Source organism: Tumebacillus algifaecis, from assembly GCF_002243515.1.
Classification (GTDB): Bacteria; Bacillota; Bacilli; order Tumebacillales; family Tumebacillaceae; genus Tumebacillus_A; species Tumebacillus_A algifaecis.
Map to the genome: position 1 here is coordinate 4,268,999 of NZ_CP022657.1, position 16,315 is coordinate 4,285,313.

Genomic DNA, 16,315 nt, shown 5'->3' on the forward strand with positions numbered 1-16,315 from the left:
TGTGTGTGTTATTAACCGAGAACAGGTTTACCGAATTCGTCCAAAATGTCGATGTCGCTGTACTTGAAGTCCATCGACTCGTCGAGGAATTCGCTATCTAAATCAAGCTTCGCCATGGTCACTTTGCTCAAAGTGACATTCCGGATGATTACTGTTTGCTTGCCGATGCTGCTGGAAGGATCGTCATTGACAACTTGAATATCAAAGTAGGTTACTATGCCTGTCTTGATATATCGCAAAGCAATCTTGCGAAAGATCGACGTCGCATAGTAGATATCCAAACTACCCGTTCCTTTCCATCCGGTGATCTTAGTTTGAGTTCCACGATGACCGAATGATTTGAACTCAGCTTCGTCAAATTCTGCGTCGATTTGAATGTTCTTGCAGTAAAACATCTCTTCGACTTGTCCGTCAATGATCGTGTAAGAACGACCTTCTTTGCCTGAGATTGCATCTTGTGCATGGAAGAAGTCCGGCAATTATCTCACCTGCACTTTCATGTATATTTTCTCCACGGCATCAACCGGCTGCACGTTGACCTCCGCATACACGCTTTCGGAGTCATCGCCGACTTTCACGAGAACGTCCGTCTGCGCATCGAAGTTTTGAATCGCGCTCAGGTTCTGCAACAGATCAAAGTATTTATTGTACTCGTTACGAATGAGATTGCGCCCGTCATCCGTGTTCGCCACTTTGCCGACGAACGTGCTTTCGAACGTTCTTTTCATGTCGTTGTTGATACCGTCCAGAACTCGCAAGACGCGGTTTTTCGAGAAGTGCCGTTGTTTGGTCGGCGTGTAGCTGGACAACGTGTTGATGTCCTGCTCCACGACGATGCGGCCGTTATTCCGCGTAAATACGATCTCGCCAGCGCGCAAGGCCGCTTCGATTTGTGAGTTGGTATAGCGAGGATTCGCATCGACAGCATCCTCATACGGCGAGTAGGTCAGCGACTGGTTCACAGCCGCACCCGCCGTTGCAGCCGCCATCCATGCTGTTGCCTGCGCCGCGGTGAGCGACGTGCCGTCCGACAGCACCACGCCGTTTTTGACAGAGATGACACCTTCATAGTCGGCCGTTGCATAGTTTTCCAGCACCGCCTGCACCTTGACCCCCTCACTGTCGCGAAGACGCTTCACAAACGCTGTGTACAGCGTCTTGAGCGTGTTGTCTGTCGAGACGAGAGCGATCGTCTGGAAGTCTGTCAGCTCGATCGCTTCCAAGTAGTCGCTGTGATCCTGATTTGTTGCCGTGCCGTCTGCGCCGCCTGTGAGTGGAGCGGATGCTGTGGCAGTGAGTGCGCCTGTGCCGCTAAACGTCAGCCAGTCGTTAGCCTGCAAGCCATCGATTGCAGCTGCGGTCTGCTCGTCCAGCACCACGCCTTGGAGCATCGTGCGGACGATGTATACCAATTCGTCATCGATGTCCTGCTGAATCGTGACCGTCAGGTCGTTACCGCGCACGCCGCCATACTTCGCCGTGGCTGTCAGACCGCCGACCGTTACCTTTGCCTTGGTGCCAGCGTTCAGTCGGTAAAGCAGGATTGTCTTTGCCCGCTTCAGCGCCTCGCGGACAAGCAGGAGTTGCGGGGTGGCGATGTCATAGCCAAGCAACTTCGACGTGTCGTCACCAGCGTTGACTGCGATCACCGCGTGGTCAGCCCCCCACGACAGCGGCAGAGCCATCGTCACGACCCCGCGATCCCCGAGTGTGCCACTAGCTTTGGGCACGCTTTCAAAGTTGATGTAAACGCCAGGCCGCGTTTTGTCCTGAGTCGTAAATGTTCCACCAGCCATCTAACGCACCTCCGTTCGCAAAAAGACCTCAACCATCCTTTTTGCTTGCTCTGTGGTGTATGTCTCTCCGTCTCGCAAAACAGCCACCAGCACGTCTTTCTGTGCCGCTGTGAACTGCTTGGACGACAAGAACTGCTCTTTTGTGTAGCGCGGCTTCTCTGCCACTTTAGGCTTGTCTTCTTTTTCGATGTCAACCATATGCTCCGTCCTCCTTACGATAAATGTTGATCCATGAACGTCTTGATCTTCCGGTCGAGTAAACCAGGCATCTCGCGCTGCAACTCGCGTTCGGAGATCGTTAGCATGAAACGTCCCTCAACCCACCCAGTTCCAGAAGCGGTGCGGTGGCCAAACTCCACGAACTTCGCGTACTCAACCGGGTTGAACACGTCTACTTGATAGCCACCCGGCACTCTTCTGACCGCTGTGATCTGCCAGCTACGCCGCAGAAGCCCGGTATCAACTGGCGTACGCGCGACCGTCTTCGCGAGCAGGCGCAGCGCAATCTCTCGGATGCACTCTTCCACGAAAGCCGGATAGTCCTGCTGCATGCGCCTCAACTTCCGTTGGAGTTCAATTAGCTCGCCGAATTCGAAGTTGCCGAGCTTAGCCATCTACGAGCGCCGCTTTCTGATGCAAGTGATTCATCTGCGGTTGCGGAGCGGTTGGACGCATCACGTGGAAATCGTAGTCAACGAAGAAGTGGAGCACACCGTCCACGACCTCATGTCGCATTCGTGTTCCGCGGCATTTGCCATCCGCTACGATGATGTACTCCAAGCAGTCATAGAGCTGCTCGGCCACCGCATGTGCGTCTTCGTTGCTCGACGCGAAATAGTGGATGTCAAACGAGTGTGCACGCTTGTAGCGGCGGTCGAGCTCTCGGTCGTGCTGGGCGCTCAATAGGCGAACAAAAAAGCACGGACCGTTAAGTCCCTGCTTGATCGCTTCGCCATACCTCTTCACTTCGGGAAATCGCTCTTTCAGCGCGCCGAACACACCATTTCTCACATCGTTACTGGTCATGGAGGCACATCTCCACTGCCGCCAAATTCACCTCGACCTGCAGATGAGCAACAAGCTCCTGTCGATCATATGCATCTGCGTTTTGGTGAGCAGTCACTACCGATCCATCTTTCGACTTCCCGGCGAAAATGAAACTTGTGATCTCACCTTTTCTTGCCAGGTCTAGGATGTATTCCAGACCTGCGATGACATCGTTTTGCGGAGTCTTCAATCGGACTACCTTCGCCATCACGCATACTCCTTTCTTTGGAGGTTGACTTCCTGGTGTGTGGCGTAGATGAACGGCTCGCCAGCCACATACGTCAGCGCGCGACCGTGCCGCGTCACCTCGACCACGTCGCCTTGTCTCAGCTCCAGATCAGGAGACACAAACAACTTCGTCTCATACGAAACGTCGTTCTGCGCCTCCGTCTGTCCGTTTACCGCGAGGGATTTTTGAGACAAGCGACAGGGTTGGTCTTCGCAGATGACCGCCAGCCCCAATACCGTCTCGCCAGACGGCTTCTCAATCTCGCCGTGACGCTTGATAGTGGCGCGATCATCATAGAGACGCTCAATGGCCGCTCGGTGCCGATCGTAGTTCAAGGCCACCGCTACCACCTCAGCTTTCGATAGGCGTTCAACTCGGAGGTGTGGTCGAAGAGAATCGAGTCGATCACCACTTTTGCAGTCGGCGCGCTTCCTGCGGGCTTGATCGGTTTGACAGATGTGTCACCGATCTTGATCTCAAATTCTTCTTCTCCTGCCGGGTACATGACGTTCGACTGCTCTTTGGATAGCGCCCCTGCAACCATCGCTGCCCAAGTGAATTTCAGTCCGTCAGGGACTGCGCGGGCATTGATGTAGTTCAAAATGCGTTGCTCAACCTCGTCGATGTACATGTCAATGAGGTTATCGAACGTATTATCCGTCAGGCCGAGGCGCAATTTTGCAAGATCACGCACATCAGACTTTTGAACCGACATACCTACGCCACTTTCGCGATGAAAATCGTGTCGATGGATTCGAAACTCGGCAGCACGATCGCCGAAACGATCGTCTGGATGTTGACGGGGTGCGGCTCTTTGATAGTGGTGATCGCAACACCTGTGTTCACGACGGAGACTTGGGCGTCGGTATTACCAGTCATCAAGTCTGCTTCTTCCGGCGTCGTGCCGAACCAAGTGTTGCCGAGCGTTCCATCAGGGATGAGCGTGAAGTAGTCGTCCGGATAGAACTGGTGCATGCTGCCGTCTTGGAGCGAGAATTTCTTGTTGTACACCGCGATGCTCAGACCGAGCTTTGTCAGCAGATACTGCTTCATCATAGAATCGGTCATGATGATGTTCTCGCCACCAAGCGGGTTCATGTCGCGTCGGATCGGAATATTTTTCATGATGTAAGACCACGTTTTCCGCGTGCAGATAGCTTTGGTCGGCCGAACACCGCTAGGACCTTCTTCCACCTTCTCCATCCATTCTTGGATGTCTCCAATGATGTTCGCTTCCGGATTGCTCCACTTCGCATCAGAAGTGAGCGTGGTTTTCTGCGCGGCAGGCATCCGATAATCGTAATCGTAGCTGAGTCGGTTCGCTGTGATCTTGATTTTGCCAGAGGACAATAGTTGCATGATCATCCGCTCCGGATTGACCAGTGCGCCGTTGACCAAATTGGTCACATCGTCGTAGATCGCGTTCACAAGCGGCATGACGTAACTTTCGTTTGCCGAATCCGCCAGCCGCATGAGCTCTTGCCGATCTTTCTCACCGAGCCGCATGGCTTCGCGGAAAAACGGCATCTCAGTCTCGTTCATTTTAAAACCGATACGGTCACGCAAAGTTGCTTTCGCGTCGAACTCGGACGGCATCAGTGCAACCGGCAATCCTTTCGAGCCCTTGATCCACTTGAGGTCAAGACCAAGCTTCTTTTTAGCCGGGAACAGCGTAGCGCCGAGGTACGGGATGTTGTTCGAAGTTTGAGTTTCGTAGTACGTTGCGATGCTTTTCGGGTTGATCAGATCAAAAATGTCCGGCATGTTGTCACCAGTCCTCTCTTAGGCAATGAATGTGATTTGTTTCAGTGCGTCCTTCTCCAAAGCAGTCGGAGCGGTCGGGATTTTGTTCAGATCAACGAAGCCATGGATGAGCATAGCGCCTGAAGCTGGGCCGTAAGTTACATCCACATCGTTCAGGAGCACACCTTCCGCATTCGTCGTGTCTGGTGCGGGATCGACACCAGTGGTAGTTGTTGCTTTTTTAGCGAGCTTGGACGGATCGGCCAGAACGCCGCCTCCCAAGATCGTGCCAGCTGGTACAATTTTCTTTCCGGATGCGTCGGCTGTAACACCCGCGTCGTCGATCGTCACCGCGACCGCAACATAGTGGTCGGGGAACTTGAGGATTTCTTTTTTGTTGGTATACGCAGCCTCTGTGAACTTGCTCATTTCGTCACCATTCCTCTCTACCCGAAGTAGGATTCTCGGGCTTTATCAAGCCCTTCGTTGGCCTTGTTTAACTCCGCCAGTCTTTTGCCGAATGCGGCGCCATCATCTTCCTTCCCGCCGCCGTTGTTTCCGCCGTTGCCATCAGCCGGCTTCCAGCCCTTCGGTTGCTTGGTTTCATTGACAAACAAAAAAGCCTTGCTTTCACGCAGGCCTTTCAGTTGGTCTTCGAGGCCTGCCTTAATCGACCCATCCTCGTTGACCTCGATTTTTGATTTGTCGAGCAAGTTGGCGATGAGATCAGGGTCGTGCGCCTTGCCTGCGAGCGCCAATTTGATTGCCGAGTTCACCGACATGTCGCTCAGTTTGGCTTGATACTCTGTTTCCTTGGTCTTGTTTTCAGTCTGCAAGGTTTCGATCTGCTTTTTGAGCTCGTCGTTGTTGCCAGCGGCCGCTTTAAGATCGGTAAGCTGTTTGTCGCGGTCCTTGATGTCCTTTTCGAGTTGTGCTTTCAACTCGGTCAGCTCCTTGGCTTTCTCCGGTGAGATGTGCAACTTGTAGTTCTCCGCCACCCCCTTCTCGATCGCCGAGACTTGCTCGGCGCTAAGGTTTGCGGCCTCAAGCAGTTTTTTCAGCCAATCCATTATTCATCACCCATCCCGTCATTTTGTTTTACCGAACTATTTCGCACGTCGTAACTCAGTGTGACTTTTTGATTCGCTACATCATAGCTCACATCGACCAGATCGCTTCTTGTTTCAAATCTCACCGCGCCGATAGAGATGTCGATCTGACACGAGTGCGCATCGCTATCGTTGATTTTGACAATCACGTCTTCCTCCATGTGCCTCACCGCCCTTCGCCGTACTTCTCCTTGATTGCGCACCACATGAGTGATTCCTCCCGCTCAATTCCACGTAACTCGATAGTGTTTACATCGAGCGTCGCGCCATCACCGCGCAGGGCTTGCTTCCGAGCCGCCGCCGTGTCGCTCACTTCGGTCAGCTCGTCGATCAGTCGCCCATACTGCTCAGGCTCCATGTTGCCTCGATGCTCGTCCATCAGATCGTCGATAATCTTACAGCGCTCCTCTCTGTTCATCGTTGACCTCCTCCCGCTCGTAGCTCAAGCCAGCCACCAGAGCCGTCAGCGCGAGCATAAACAGGTGAGCCGCATCAAAACCTGCCAGTGCTGATTTGGTCGTGAGTTTGGCTTTGTACGCCATCTCTGCAATCTGCATCATCCTGTCGAGCTCGTCGAGTTTGATGTCTAACGCGGCCGATCGGCGGAGCGAGTACGTGTGCTCGGCATCCACGGCGCGCATTTCTCGCATTCCGTATCCGACAAAGGCCACCACGTCAGAGCGGCTGAACGAACCGCCATGCAGTCCGCCAACGGGCGGGTGATTGTGCGTGAGAATGCTGTCTTTGAGGCGCTCACCGAACTCTGCGATACTCAGTCCGCCAGATGCATTGGATGTGTGCATCACCTCGCCTTTTGCGGTCGCAATGTAGACGTGGCGCGTGGTTTCGGATCGGATCGAGTCTTCATACCGCTTGATCTGGTTCAGCGTTTTCTCGCGGCTACTCGTCGGTGGCAACGTCTCCACGACCTTGATCGGCTCTTGCTGCGCTGAAGGTAACGGGTCGGGCGAAGTGCCCGGCACTTTGGCCGCTTTTTCAACGCGCTCCTTTCGCCACTCTTCATATGTCATGTCGCCCGGCACATCGTAAGTCTCGCCGTTGGCATTCCGTGCCGCGCGCTCTTTTACGTTGTCATGGAAATGCGGAATCGTGGTCGATCGGCAATGTGCGTGGAGCGGTGGATAGTTGACGCCTGCCTGAGCTTCCGAGACGGGAAAAATTTCACCGTCCATGTGTCGGCAGGTCTGCGATGTCCTGCCGTCCAGAGTAGCAGTGTACTTGTACTGTTCGACGTTCATTTCGCCGTAGGCATCGAGACGTGACTGTCCAGCGAAGTACGCCGACTCGGTCAAGATCAACCGCCGCGCTACCGACTGCGAAACATCCATGCGCTTTGCGAATTCGCGTATCACGCGGTCAGATGGATCGCCACGGACCAGGCTTTGCGTCAATGCCGTTTGCAGCTCCGCCACCAACTTCTCTTTATCCTTCCAGATTCGGGAGCTGAAGTTCGAACCATCAGGTGCCCAGGGCTTGCTGAGGATCTTTTCGAGCTGCGCGGTATCCAACTTGGCAAACGAAGAGCCGACCCCTGTCCCGCGCTGGACTTCAAACAATGAGCGATGGTAGTTGTCTGCATAGATACCCCCCAAAAGCCTCTGTGCGCCTGCCTGTTGCTTTGCAGACAAGACTTCGACATGTTGCCGCATCTGCGTTTGCAATGCCTCCAAGCGGCTCACACGGACTTTGATACTGGCGTTCTCCAACTGCCGCATCCATCGTTGATCCACCGCATTCTCGCGGCCGCGCTGAATGTACTCTTCAACCGTCCAGTGGAACTCTTTCAGTTGGCCTGCCGTGAGCACTTGGCGCGCGGTAGCAAGGTCGATGCGGTTGTTCTCGGCAAAGCGCTGATAGAACACGTCGATGTCGCGCTGTATGGATGCCATCGCTTTGTCGTACTCGCGCTGCATCGTGCGGATGTACTTCTCGCCTTTCTGCAACTGCGATTCATTCAACGCTTCAAGTCGCTCAGACCAGTAAGCATCCGACTTCACGCTTCGTCACCGCCCGCGTAGGGGTCGTCCAACTCACTCTGTCTTTGCTTTCGCAATCGCTCGAGCTCTAAACTCACATCTGTCACGAACGGATGATTTGCAACCAGTGTCTCTTCTGACACTGTGCCGGCGGAGTTGCGCACATTGTTTACTGCTTCTGTCTCGTTGATCATGATGTCTCGATTGAAAATGAAATCCACTTGTTCATCCGAGTAATCACGACCAGCGGTGTTGAAGATGTGTCGATCGACAAACCAGAGTAGCTGTTCAAGTGATGCTTGAAACTCGTTTTCGATGTCATTTGCATCCAGATCGAGATCTTGATATAAGAACTTCAACGCTTCGCCACTTGGACTGTTTCCGAGTCTTTCAGCTTGAGTATCCACGCCACGCCCGAATTCGTATATGTCCTTGCGAATCCGGTCGAGGTGTTTTTCAAGAGCATCAGTGTTCAAATCGATCGACAAAGGCTCTACTCCACCGCGCTCGCCACTCACTTTAATCGCTCGCACTTGCGATAGATTACGACGAAATTCTCCGAGATCTTGACCATCGTAGTCCTTCAAGACGAGTATTGAATTCGGAGAATCAGCAATGTTGTTTGCGTTGTCGGACGTTTGAAGGTCATATTCATCTACTAGCGATTTCAGTGCAGCGATCAGCGGCAACTCATCGTCGTTGTACTTGAACGGAACGAATGGGATGCGCTCCCAATTCGTTTGAACCTCGTCATCATCGCCTTGCGAAACGATGAAATGTCCGCTTTCCGGCATGTCCTCATCCGGAACCAGACCTGATACGCCTGACACAAGCCCTGGAGGGTTCAGAGTATATCGTCGAACACCTCTCAAATCCCAAAACTCGACCTTGGTGACCGTTTGTTTTTTCGATGAGACGTACTGTTCAACATCGTATACGCGGATGACTGCATCCAGTTCAGTGTGCTCAGCGTCCCGCCACAACGGGATGATCTCTTCCGGGCGGTGACGCTTGAACGACAGGATGCCGTTCTCATCATAGTAGACCTGCAACCAACCGATACCAGCGCTGATCGAGTCTTTACCGACATTTTTCATCGTTCGAAGGAAAGGCTTATCAAAAATGTCCGCGAGTAATTCAGCGTATACTTTTTCCCCAGTCTGGATGGATATCGGCTTAGAAAGCAAATAACCAATTTTTTGGTCTACAAGCTTTCTTACAAAGGAATGGATAAGTTTGCGGTTTGACAGGTTCTTGTTCTCTTGCAACATCCCGCCCTCACCAATCATCATCCGTTTTCTACTTCGGATCTCGTGATCAACTCTGTAGTAACGGCGGCCTTCTTGCATCCACTTCAAATGCTCCGATCGCTTCCACTCATCAATCTCTAACTTGATGATTTGTTCCAGCGACAAAGGAGCGTTCGCTGCGATGATCTCCGACAAACGTTGAGTCTCTGTCGCCACACCATCACCACCTTTTCGATTTAGTCAAAGCTCATCGACGGGCCGCGGCGGAAGTCTTCAATTCCATATCGCAACGCTGCCATAGCGTCGTCAAATGCTTCCACAGGCTCATCCAAGTAGGTGTTTGACCTGTGATCGAGCTTCCATTTCCATTGTTGCATCTCCTTGATAGTGTTGACGCAACTGGGATGGATGTGGATTTTGTGCTTTTTCAGCCAGTCAATTTGCGCTTTGACACTGCCCGGCTCTTTTTTCACAGCCCGAGCTTTGTACCCAGCTTGCTTCCATTCTTTGATACGATCAGGCTCAGACGAATCACAATGCATCGGGATGCGTTTATCCAACCTTCTCTCGTTGGCAATTTGGATAATCTCGCCAGTGTGCTTTTCGTGAACGTAAATTTCCGAGCAGATGTACACTTCATCATCTTTGAATCCTAGCGTCAAAATGGCGTTGGCGTGATTGAAACCGAAGTCTTGCCCGTGCGACATGCTGTCGAAGTTAGCAAATCCGATGTCAAACTCGTGGATCGTGTAATTGCTCAAAATAGTACCTCCCAGTTCACCCCATTCGCCCAGCCCGTAAACGCGATATCCGTCCGGGTCTCGCTCTTTTCGCATCATCATCCGGCGATGATAAGCATCGTCGATGAAGCGATTGGTCAAATAGGTGGAGTGATGTGTGAAAATGTCTGGATGCTCAACGTCGAAATACTTCGCTTTGATCCAGTGCGTCGAGCTGACCGGGTTGAATGTGAAAGTCATCTGGTAATAGAGGTTCGGATTCGACAAGATACCACGCAAACGGTCGTCGAGAATGTCGATGTCTGATTCAAGTAACTCGGTAGCTTCTTCCACCCAGATCCACGTAAGCTTGCCGGATGGGAAGTTGATCGATTTGATTTTCTCCTCTGACCCAGCGTCCTTCATGCCGCGAAAAATGATTTTGTTTCCTGTTGCTCGGCACTCCATTTCCAACCGACTCTGTGGCATGCGCCAATATTTCTTCCATTGGCTACCGTAGATGCGTTTCACAGCACCCGTTAGCTCGGCATAAGTGGAGTGTCTATTGGTTGCATCGACTTTCCTTACAACGAGCAGGTTTGCACCACGATATCGCGGGTCACTAAGTTTGATTATGAAGTTCTGCGCGATGTTCACTGACTTGCCCGATCCAGCGGAACCTTTCATTACTCGATAACGCTTTTTGGTTAGGTTGACTTCACGAAAGTGCGCGTTGAATCCAACTTTTACAGTCTTCATTCTTCGTCATCACCATCGCCATAATCGACAACGATGCGCAAACCTTCATCGTCGTCCCTGCCGACATCAGCCTTAATTCGCTCCACATCCAGTTTCGCTCTATCGATTTGAGACTGCATCAGCTCCAACTTCAAACGGCGCTCGTCATCCTTGTCGGCCAACTCCAAGAACTTGCGGATCTGGTTGTCAAGCCGGGCCTGCTGCCGATCGAGTGCGACCAACGCTTTTGCCTGCTGATCGAGTGCAGTGTGGTGCTCCCATTCGATTTCCTGGAGGAGTTCCCCCTCGATTTCGATCGGCGCCCCCTCATCGTCTGCAGGTATAACGAACTTCTTCTTCTTCACCATACGACGCTCGCTCTGTATCGCGGCTAGTTGCTGCAGGCTGTCAAGCATGACCGTCATAGTCAGCGAGAGGTTGTTCCACGCCATGTCTACTAGATCCATGTTTTGCACTTGGTCAAACAGCCCCTGTAGGCGCTCCGGAAGTTGCGAGCGAAAAAAGCCGTGGGCAACAGCATTCTCGTTGCCGATCGGCGCGCCCCCGCCTTTGTTGCCGAAGTTCTTCCTTGGCGAAGGATTGCCTCGCCCGCCTTGGGCCCGCTGATTGCCAAGCATGTGTGGCCGCTTAGCAGGCTGACCGGATAGCGTCAGCGGCGCGTCGGATACGGTAACGTTACCTTTGCCTAATTCAGTAACGTTACCATTCGATTTAGTAACGTTACCTTTCAGTTCTTCGTCCCACTTCTTTGTGGACTTCCATTTGCGGATCTGACTGTCAGCTTTGCCAACCATGGTCGCGATCTCTACAAGCGGCATTGAACCACCGGAATCAAGATAGAGCTTTTTTGCTTGTTCGTACTCAGGCGATGCTTTTCTCGCCATTACATCCAGTCACCACCTCCAAGGCATAATAAAAACGCCATCTCAGCGTGGCGTTTATGCAGTCTTTTATTCAGGCGATCCGACCGTTTCTGACAGCAGAATCACCACTTTAGTTGTGATTTGTACGCGCATAGCGGATGCATAAAGATTATTGCGGTTGACTCATCGAGCGGATCCGCTCAACCCGCGTGAAACCTAGATTTCACGGGCCGCGACGACTACAACTATTGTTCGAGTCCGAAAACATACATTATGTCAAATGCAGGTTTTTGAATTCGTTATACACAAAAACCACTTCAATAGAGAAGTGGTTTAGGGGATCTCGAACAACTTCACTTTCTCATTGTTCTGATCTGTATAGAAGGCTTGCGATCCGGATGGAAGTTCGAAGCGTCTATGACTTGTTCCACACTCATCACAAGTCAATGTGCGCTCCGATCCACTCTGCGCCCATTGTGATTCTTTGTGCTCTTTACCGCATCCATCGCACCGATATTTCATGCCCACTCAGAACACCCCTTCCTCTTGTAAGACCATTTTACCCGATCTAGTTACAAACTTATAGATATCAGGACGACGATATGCAATGGTAAGCGGATGCTCCGCATACAGAATGAAACTCATGCGCTCACCTCGCTTTCTTCAGGCTCCATCTCGATCACACACTGCATTGTCTTGATGCAGTCGTTCAGTATCCGGTTCTCGATGGAGTCAACCGGGTAGTGATCGAGCGCGTCGTCGATGTGAGATTGCGCGAGTGCAATGTGTTGGTGGTACGGTAGCATGTCAGCCACTTCGATGGTCGGCGGCTCCGGCTGTTGCAGATCCACGCCGTGCTCCGCAAGCCAGCCGCGCAGGTCGTCCAGGTTGATTGTGCTGTTCGGCGTGATGCGGATTGCCGGCTTGTAGTTCGTGGCGTTCAGCAAACGGTTCCGCTCAGATCGATTACCGACCTCGACCCCTATTCCGAACAGCATCCCTCCGGCAACCACTGCTACAAAGATGCCCAACATGGTCATTTGGGTTCCCTCCCTGTGTTTTGGGATTGTTTTGTGCGCGGGAGTTGGTATTCACACCCCTTAATTGCTATATTCATAACAGTCCTCGATGCAGATAAACGAGATCGAGGCAACATAGGAGGTAATTACTTATGATCAATGAGCTTCAGAACAAACAAGTCCAAGTCACGACCACTTCGTCCACCGTCCTTGGTGAATTCAAGAATTTTGATGGATCGTTCGTCGTGGTGCAGACCACCACAGGTTTGACCTACTTTGCGCTGACAAACATCGTGGAGATTAAGGAGCAATATTCTCCAACACAGCCAGAAGAATATGACGAGGACGATGAGATCGTCTATGCCTAACCACCCTCACTGGGTGGTTTTCTTATTGGCAATAGAAAAAGCACCCCGGATGGAGTGCTTAGAATTTTGAAATGAAATCTTCGAACTCCTTGATCGGCGTACTTGTTCCACTAATCATCGCTGCATGTTCGCCATGGTAAAAGGTGGTTTTTATTCTACCATCTGCTGTGATTCGATGCCTCTCGGTAAAATCTCTGAAAGAATTCCACGCTCTTTCTATCATATCTCTTTGGGATTGATCGAAATAGAGTGACAATTCTACAGCAGTGAACCCATGATTAATAGGAATCTCATTCAACAAAGTAGTATTCTTCTCATCTCTTAGCAGTGTCAGTCCCTTTAGAAAACTCTGCGCTTTCGCCACCGCTTTTTTTCGATACTCCTCCCTTAGAACATCTCTTTCCGCGAGAGACGACTGTGTAATCGATTCTGTTAATTCCAAACTTGCCGCAGCAATTATCGCGCTTTTTTGATTCGCTCTCCAAAGCAAAAAGCTAAACCAACCTGTAACGATGATTCCGGCAAGCGACAAAATGCTTGCAACCCAATCCTTGAACTCCATACCCATAAATTCATCTCCCTCACAATTGCTAAAGGGAAATATACTCGTAATCTCTTGCGATTCCTCCTACACCTTCACACACCCCGCCACACGCCCGCACAACCCCTTCCCGCCGCCAGCAGGTATAAGCCACTCACACCGCTTCCCGCGCTGACACGGAGGCGTAGAGGCGATCCTGCGCACCTCTGCTTCAATGCGAGCGAGCTTGCGGGTGTGTCTCATTGGCTTGCTCATGCCCCTCCCCCTCTCATAGGTCCTAATCCCTATTTTTTCTTCCCATCGCAACAACCCCATAGTTCATGACGATAGGGGTTATGTAGGAGGTGATAGCCATGTTCAAGCGGTTGTTATCGCGAGTAGTTCCTTTCGTGACCAAGCACTTCGAAGTGATTCGACTTGTTGTTGAAGTGCTGTACAAGCTTTTGTTTCTGTAATCAAAGAAGCTCACCAATGGCGCCGAAATGGGTGATCGGCGCTTGATGAGCTTCGGTAACACAGATTAACGCAGATCGCAACCTTTGAACGTTACGATCTTGTTCTGCAGATCGGCGTCGTACATGAGAGCTCACCCCTTTCCGTCATACCGTTTCGGCCGCGTGCTATTTCACAACGTGATGACCAGCGTGTGCCAGCTCCGGTGCCTCCGCCTCTGCAAGCACGATCCAGTCTTCCGCAAGAATGTCCAGCGTGTTCGGATTCCACATCGCGTGAGAGCCGTTCGCCATCTTCAGTTGCAAGTACGGCTCGACCTTGAACAACTCACCTTCCTGCATTCCCCAAGCATCGGCGGTCTGTTTGTTGCACGGAATGCCGTCCGGATAGCCTTTCTGATACACCGCGAACATGCCCTTGCCGTTCCATCCTGCGCGAGCGACACGGAAGCCGTTTTTGAGCAACGTCAGTGCATAGCCGAAGTCGAAGGATCGACCGCTTGCGGCCAGCTCTTCGACGGATGTCGGGTAGGCCTGTTCATACGTAGTTTCGAACACGTCTTGAGGGATCGTCCAGCGGTCACCCGGCTGCCCTTCGTTTTGCACGGTGTAGCCACCGCATCCGGCACGCTCGACCAGTTCGATCAGCGTTTTCTTGCGATACTTGATCATTTGAATCATCCTCTCGTTTAGTTTGTTGCTGGTGGGCCCAACAGGATTCGAACCTGCGACCTTGAGATTATGAGTCTCCCGCTCTACCACTGAGCTATAGGCCCGTGAAAAAGGCACCCGCCAGTTGGGTGCCGCAATTATGTTGCATAAGGAGTCACTGAGAAATAGAAAGACCGCCTGCCTTGATCGTCATGATCTGCAAGCGGTCTATCCATAAGTTGAAGCTTTGCAGCGCCTTCGTTCGCTGGCGTCTGCCCAAACTTCCATACTCTCATAATACAACGGTTGACTCGTAGATTGGCGCACACTCTGCGCACGATTAGCGCACAAACTGCGCACAAAATTTTGTTCCACTTCGACTAGCACCCCCGGCTGATACGGAGGAGCAGTGCCAGCTCTGCGATTGCTTGGTTGTGCCACTTGTCTTGCTCGCGCCGAGAGATGTGTAACACATCGGCGGCCTGTTGAGTGGTCTTCTTGTCCATGTAGCGCAGGCGGATCAGCTTCTCCAGATGTGGCGCGTAGGACTTCAGAGCATTCAGCGCTCGCTCGATGAATGCGTGTTCCGATTTCAGGCGGTACCAGTCTTCTTGTGCCTGTTCTTTCGCCATTGAGTAAGTCATCACACGATCGTTCCAGACCACGCCGTCGGTGCCGAAAGCCCGCGTGCCGGACATAATCTCGGCAATACGATCGAGCGCGGCCTGATCCGCTTCGTTTACGCTTTCCATGCTTGCAAAGAGGTTTTCAGCCGTGGTGACGTGGATCGGGTCGGCGCGGTTTTCCACATACGCTTGTCCGACTGCGGCCAGCTCCATTTGCTCTCGGCGTGTGACGTGCATCGTGAAGTCACGTTCAGTACCTTCCCCGCGGCCGACCGCTTCCGCTTGCTCGATGAGATGTGGCAGGCGTTTGAAGCGTTCCAGCTTCTCGATCACTTTGATTTTGATCGCTTTGTTCTCTTCTTTGCCGATCGTCTCGATGAATGCTACTTGTGCCATTCTCCATCTCTCCCCATGTTTGTATTTTGAAACGCCGAAAGAGAGTCGCGTATAGCGCTCTCATGGCGGTGGTGCGGTTATTCATCTGCGTTCTCGTTGTACTCCGCTTCGGTGATCGATTTGATATGCTCCACAGGCACATTCAGGGTTTCTGCCAAGTATGCCGCGACGTCGATATTCATCTCTTCGTACCGCTCCGGCTCGATCGGAACTTTGTGGTCCATGCTGAACTTCGTGTAGACAGGTGCTGGTTCGCCTGTGTCGTTGTCGATCCCCAGACCCGCTTCTGCAACCACTTCGAAGTACCATGTCGTTTTGTACTGGTTTGTTTTCTCGCTCACTTCGTTTTACCCCCCTCTACTCTCCGCGGAGCATCCCCATCACATCGTCGTCAAACGACCAGCCATCCAAGACTCCGTTCCGCTGTTCTTCCACTATTTGGTCGTGAACCTTGTGGATCAGGTGCTTCGAAACCTTGAAGCATTCGAAGTAGGTTTCTGCGTTGGCGTAGTAGAGAACGACTTCTTCCCAATCCGTGGTCATCTTGATCCGGTCGATTTCGTATTGCTGGTCGAATACGACGAACATGATTTTATTGCTCATGATGAAATCGACATTGCAATTCGTCTGGTACTCACCTGTAACGTCCTGCGAACTGCTCAAGCTATGGACTGCAACCTCGACGATTCGAATTTCTTTCATCTCCGCTTTGGTCATTACTGCGGTCTTTTGCTCGCTCATGGTATCCCT

The 16,315-nt window shown here is 52.0% G+C and carries 24 protein-coding genes and 1 tRNA gene; 1 reads left to right on the forward strand and 24 read right to left on the reverse strand.

Translation table 11 applies throughout. The annotated features are described in order from the left end of the window. Positions 1-11: 11 nt before the first annotated feature. The 18 genes from CIG75_RS18965 to CIG75_RS19050 form a co-directional block, all read right to left on the reverse strand. Positions 12-479, reverse strand: a complete 468-nt coding sequence (locus CIG75_RS18965; protein ID WP_094238043.1) for a phage tail tube protein — start codon at positions 477-479, stop codon at positions 12-14. Continuing rightward, positions 480-1,796, reverse strand: a complete 1,317-nt coding sequence (locus tag CIG75_RS18970; protein WP_094238044.1) for a phage tail sheath family protein — start codon at positions 1,794-1,796, stop codon at positions 480-482. Continuing rightward, entirely contained in the window at positions 1,797-1,994 is a 198-nt protein-coding gene (locus CIG75_RS18975) for a YqzN/YkzM domain-containing protein (protein WP_094238045.1), read from the reverse strand. It lies immediately after the preceding gene. Positions 1,995-2,008: 14 nt separating this feature from the next. Then, positions 2,009-2,410: an HK97 gp10 family phage protein gene (locus CIG75_RS18980; protein WP_094238046.1), complete on the reverse strand. Its 402-nt coding sequence runs from the start codon at positions 2,408-2,410 to the stop codon at positions 2,009-2,011. Further along, positions 2,403-2,822 carry a phage tail terminator family protein gene (locus tag CIG75_RS18985; RefSeq protein WP_094238047.1) on the reverse strand — a complete coding sequence of 140 codons (420 nt, stop codon included), beginning with the start codon at positions 2,820-2,822 and terminating at the stop codon, positions 2,403-2,405. The genes CIG75_RS18980 and CIG75_RS18985 overlap by 8 nt, the downstream gene beginning before the upstream one ends. Beyond that, the gene (locus CIG75_RS18990; protein ID WP_094238048.1) at positions 2,812-3,051 is read right to left on the reverse strand and encodes a hypothetical protein; all 240 of its coding nucleotides are present in this window, start codon (positions 3,049-3,051) and stop codon (positions 2,812-2,814) included. Before CIG75_RS18990 ends, CIG75_RS18985 begins: the two co-directional genes overlap by 11 nt. Further along, positions 3,051-3,413 (reverse strand): ABC transporter ATP-binding protein, encoded by a 363-nt coding sequence (locus CIG75_RS18995; protein WP_227874290.1) that lies wholly within the window; start codon positions 3,411-3,413, stop codon positions 3,051-3,053. Before CIG75_RS18995 ends, CIG75_RS18990 begins: the two co-directional genes overlap by 1 nt. A gap of 2 nt (positions 3,414-3,415) precedes the next feature. After that, entirely contained in the window at positions 3,416-3,787 is a 372-nt protein-coding gene (locus CIG75_RS19000; RefSeq protein WP_094238049.1) for a head-tail connector protein, read from the reverse strand. Between the two features lie 2 nt (positions 3,788-3,789). Beyond that, the gene (locus CIG75_RS19005; protein ID WP_094238050.1) at positions 3,790-4,836 is read right to left on the reverse strand and encodes a major capsid protein; all 1,047 of its coding nucleotides are present in this window, start codon (positions 4,834-4,836) and stop codon (positions 3,790-3,792) included. 18 nt (positions 4,837-4,854) lie between these two features. Beyond that, positions 4,855-5,244, reverse strand: a complete 390-nt coding sequence (locus CIG75_RS19010; protein ID WP_094238051.1) for a hypothetical protein — start codon at positions 5,242-5,244, stop codon at positions 4,855-4,857. Between the two features lie 17 nt (positions 5,245-5,261). Further along, the gene (locus tag CIG75_RS19015) at positions 5,262-5,885 is read right to left on the reverse strand and encodes a phage scaffolding protein (protein ID WP_094238052.1); all 624 of its coding nucleotides are present in this window, start codon (positions 5,883-5,885) and stop codon (positions 5,262-5,264) included. Continuing rightward, on the reverse strand, positions 5,885-6,085 hold the full coding sequence (locus CIG75_RS19020) for a hypothetical protein (RefSeq protein WP_094238053.1): 201 nt from the start codon (positions 6,083-6,085) through the stop codon (positions 5,885-5,887). Before CIG75_RS19020 ends, CIG75_RS19015 begins: the two co-directional genes overlap by 1 nt. Before the next feature lie 5 nt (positions 6,086-6,090). Then, positions 6,091-6,342 (reverse strand): hypothetical protein, encoded by a 252-nt coding sequence (locus CIG75_RS19025; RefSeq protein WP_094238054.1) that lies wholly within the window; start codon positions 6,340-6,342, stop codon positions 6,091-6,093. Continuing rightward, the gene (locus CIG75_RS19030; RefSeq protein WP_094238055.1) at positions 6,320-7,942 is read right to left on the reverse strand and encodes a minor capsid protein; all 1,623 of its coding nucleotides are present in this window, start codon (positions 7,940-7,942) and stop codon (positions 6,320-6,322) included. Before CIG75_RS19030 ends, CIG75_RS19025 begins: the two co-directional genes overlap by 23 nt. Further along, complete coding sequence (locus CIG75_RS19035) at positions 7,939-9,387, reverse strand: phage portal protein (RefSeq protein WP_094238056.1); 1,449 nt, start codon at positions 9,385-9,387, stop codon at positions 7,939-7,941. The genes CIG75_RS19030 and CIG75_RS19035 overlap by 4 nt, the downstream gene beginning before the upstream one ends. Before the next feature lie 20 nt (positions 9,388-9,407). After that, on the reverse strand, positions 9,408-10,649 hold the full coding sequence (locus CIG75_RS19040) for a PBSX family phage terminase large subunit (RefSeq protein WP_094238057.1): 1,242 nt from the start codon (positions 10,647-10,649) through the stop codon (positions 9,408-9,410). After that, a complete protein-coding gene (gene terS, locus CIG75_RS19045; protein WP_094238058.1) occupies positions 10,646-11,533 on the reverse strand; it encodes a phage terminase small subunit in 888 nt (295 codons plus the stop codon). Before terS ends, CIG75_RS19040 begins: the two co-directional genes overlap by 4 nt. A gap of 620 nt (positions 11,534-12,153) precedes the next feature. Further along, positions 12,154-12,552 carry a hypothetical protein gene (locus tag CIG75_RS19050; RefSeq protein WP_094238059.1) on the reverse strand — a complete coding sequence of 133 codons (399 nt, stop codon included), beginning with the start codon at positions 12,550-12,552 and terminating at the stop codon, positions 12,154-12,156. Positions 12,553-12,683: 131 nt separating this feature from the next. On the opposite strand from CIG75_RS19050, the gene CIG75_RS19055 reads away from it, so the two are divergent. Further along, on the forward strand, positions 12,684-12,899 hold the full coding sequence (locus CIG75_RS19055; RefSeq protein WP_094238060.1) for a hypothetical protein: 216 nt from the start codon (positions 12,684-12,686) through the stop codon (positions 12,897-12,899). 58 nt (positions 12,900-12,957) lie between these two features. On the opposite strand, the gene CIG75_RS19060 is transcribed toward CIG75_RS19055, so the two are convergent. The 6 genes from CIG75_RS19060 to CIG75_RS19085 all read right to left on the reverse strand — a co-directional run bounded on the left by CIG75_RS19060 (position 12,958) and on the right by CIG75_RS19085 (position 16,306). Further along, the gene (locus CIG75_RS19060; RefSeq protein WP_094238061.1) at positions 12,958-13,467 is read right to left on the reverse strand and encodes a hypothetical protein; all 510 of its coding nucleotides are present in this window, start codon (positions 13,465-13,467) and stop codon (positions 12,958-12,960) included. A gap of 593 nt (positions 13,468-14,060) precedes the next feature. Beyond that, positions 14,061-14,564, reverse strand: coding sequence for a DUF2829 domain-containing protein (locus tag CIG75_RS19065; RefSeq protein ID WP_157729655.1), 504 nt, complete (start codon positions 14,562-14,564; stop codon positions 14,061-14,063). A 29-nt stretch (positions 14,565-14,593) separates the two neighbouring features. Continuing rightward, positions 14,594-14,668 (reverse strand) — tRNA-Ile (locus CIG75_RS19070). Positions 14,669-14,923: 255 nt separating this feature from the next. Further along, entirely contained in the window at positions 14,924-15,565 is a 642-nt protein-coding gene (locus tag CIG75_RS19075; RefSeq protein ID WP_094238063.1) for a hypothetical protein, read from the reverse strand. Positions 15,566-15,642: 77 nt separating this feature from the next. Then, complete coding sequence (locus tag CIG75_RS19080; protein WP_094238064.1) at positions 15,643-15,906, reverse strand: hypothetical protein; 264 nt, start codon at positions 15,904-15,906, stop codon at positions 15,643-15,645. A 16-nt stretch (positions 15,907-15,922) separates the two neighbouring features. Then, the gene (locus CIG75_RS19085; RefSeq protein ID WP_094238065.1) at positions 15,923-16,306 is read right to left on the reverse strand and encodes a hypothetical protein; all 384 of its coding nucleotides are present in this window, start codon (positions 16,304-16,306) and stop codon (positions 15,923-15,925) included. Between the last annotated feature and the right edge of the window lie 9 nt (positions 16,307-16,315).

Coding starts and splice junctions, on each gene's coding strand:
- CIG75_RS18970 (WP_094238044.1), bottom strand. CDS start 1,796: ATGGCTGGTGGAACATTTACGACTCAGGACAAAACGCGGCCTGGCGTT.
- CIG75_RS18975 (WP_094238045.1), bottom strand. CDS start 1,994: ATGGTTGACATCGAAAAAGAAGACAAGCCTAAAGTGGCAGAGAAGCCG.
- CIG75_RS18980 (WP_094238046.1), bottom strand. CDS start 2,410: ATGGCTAAGCTCGGCAACTTCGAATTCGGCGAGCTAATTGAACTCCAA.
- CIG75_RS18985 (WP_094238047.1), bottom strand. CDS start 2,822: ATGACCAGTAACGATGTGAGAAATGGTGTGTTCGGCGCGCTGAAAGAG.
- CIG75_RS18990 (WP_094238048.1), bottom strand. CDS start 3,051: ATGGCGAAGGTAGTCCGATTGAAGACTCCGCAAAACGATGTCATCGCA.
- CIG75_RS19000 (WP_094238049.1), bottom strand. CDS start 3,787: ATGTCGGTTCAAAAGTCTGATGTGCGTGATCTTGCAAAATTGCGCCTC.
- CIG75_RS19005 (WP_094238050.1), bottom strand. CDS start 4,836: ATGCCGGACATTTTTGATCTGATCAACCCGAAAAGCATCGCAACGTAC.
- CIG75_RS19010 (WP_094238051.1), bottom strand. CDS start 5,244: ATGAGCAAGTTCACAGAGGCTGCGTATACCAACAAAAAAGAAATCCTC.
- CIG75_RS19015 (WP_094238052.1), bottom strand. CDS start 5,885: ATGGATTGGCTGAAAAAACTGCTTGAGGCCGCAAACCTTAGCGCCGAG.
- CIG75_RS19020 (WP_094238053.1), bottom strand. CDS start 6,085: ATGGAGGAAGACGTGATTGTCAAAATCAACGATAGCGATGCGCACTCG.
- CIG75_RS19025 (WP_094238054.1), bottom strand. CDS start 6,342: ATGAACAGAGAGGAGCGCTGTAAGATTATCGACGATCTGATGGACGAG.
- CIG75_RS19040 (WP_094238057.1), bottom strand. CDS start 10,649: ATGAAGACTGTAAAAGTTGGATTCAACGCGCACTTTCGTGAAGTCAAC.
- terS (WP_094238058.1), bottom strand. CDS start 11,533: ATGGCGAGAAAAGCATCGCCTGAGTACGAACAAGCAAAAAAGCTCTAT.
- CIG75_RS19050 (WP_094238059.1), bottom strand. CDS start 12,552: ATGACCATGTTGGGCATCTTTGTAGCAGTGGTTGCCGGAGGGATGCTG.
- CIG75_RS19055 (WP_094238060.1), top strand. CDS start 12,684: ATGATCAATGAGCTTCAGAACAAACAAGTCCAAGTCACGACCACTTCG.
- CIG75_RS19060 (WP_094238061.1), bottom strand. CDS start 13,467: ATGGGTATGGAGTTCAAGGATTGGGTTGCAAGCATTTTGTCGCTTGCC.
- CIG75_RS19065 (WP_157729655.1), bottom strand. CDS start 14,564: ATGATCAAGTATCGCAAGAAAACGCTGATCGAACTGGTCGAGCGTGCC.
- CIG75_RS19075 (WP_094238063.1), bottom strand. CDS start 15,565: ATGGCACAAGTAGCATTCATCGAGACGATCGGCAAAGAAGAGAACAAA.
- CIG75_RS19085 (WP_094238065.1), bottom strand. CDS start 16,306: ATGAGCGAGCAAAAGACCGCAGTAATGACCAAAGCGGAGATGAAAGAA.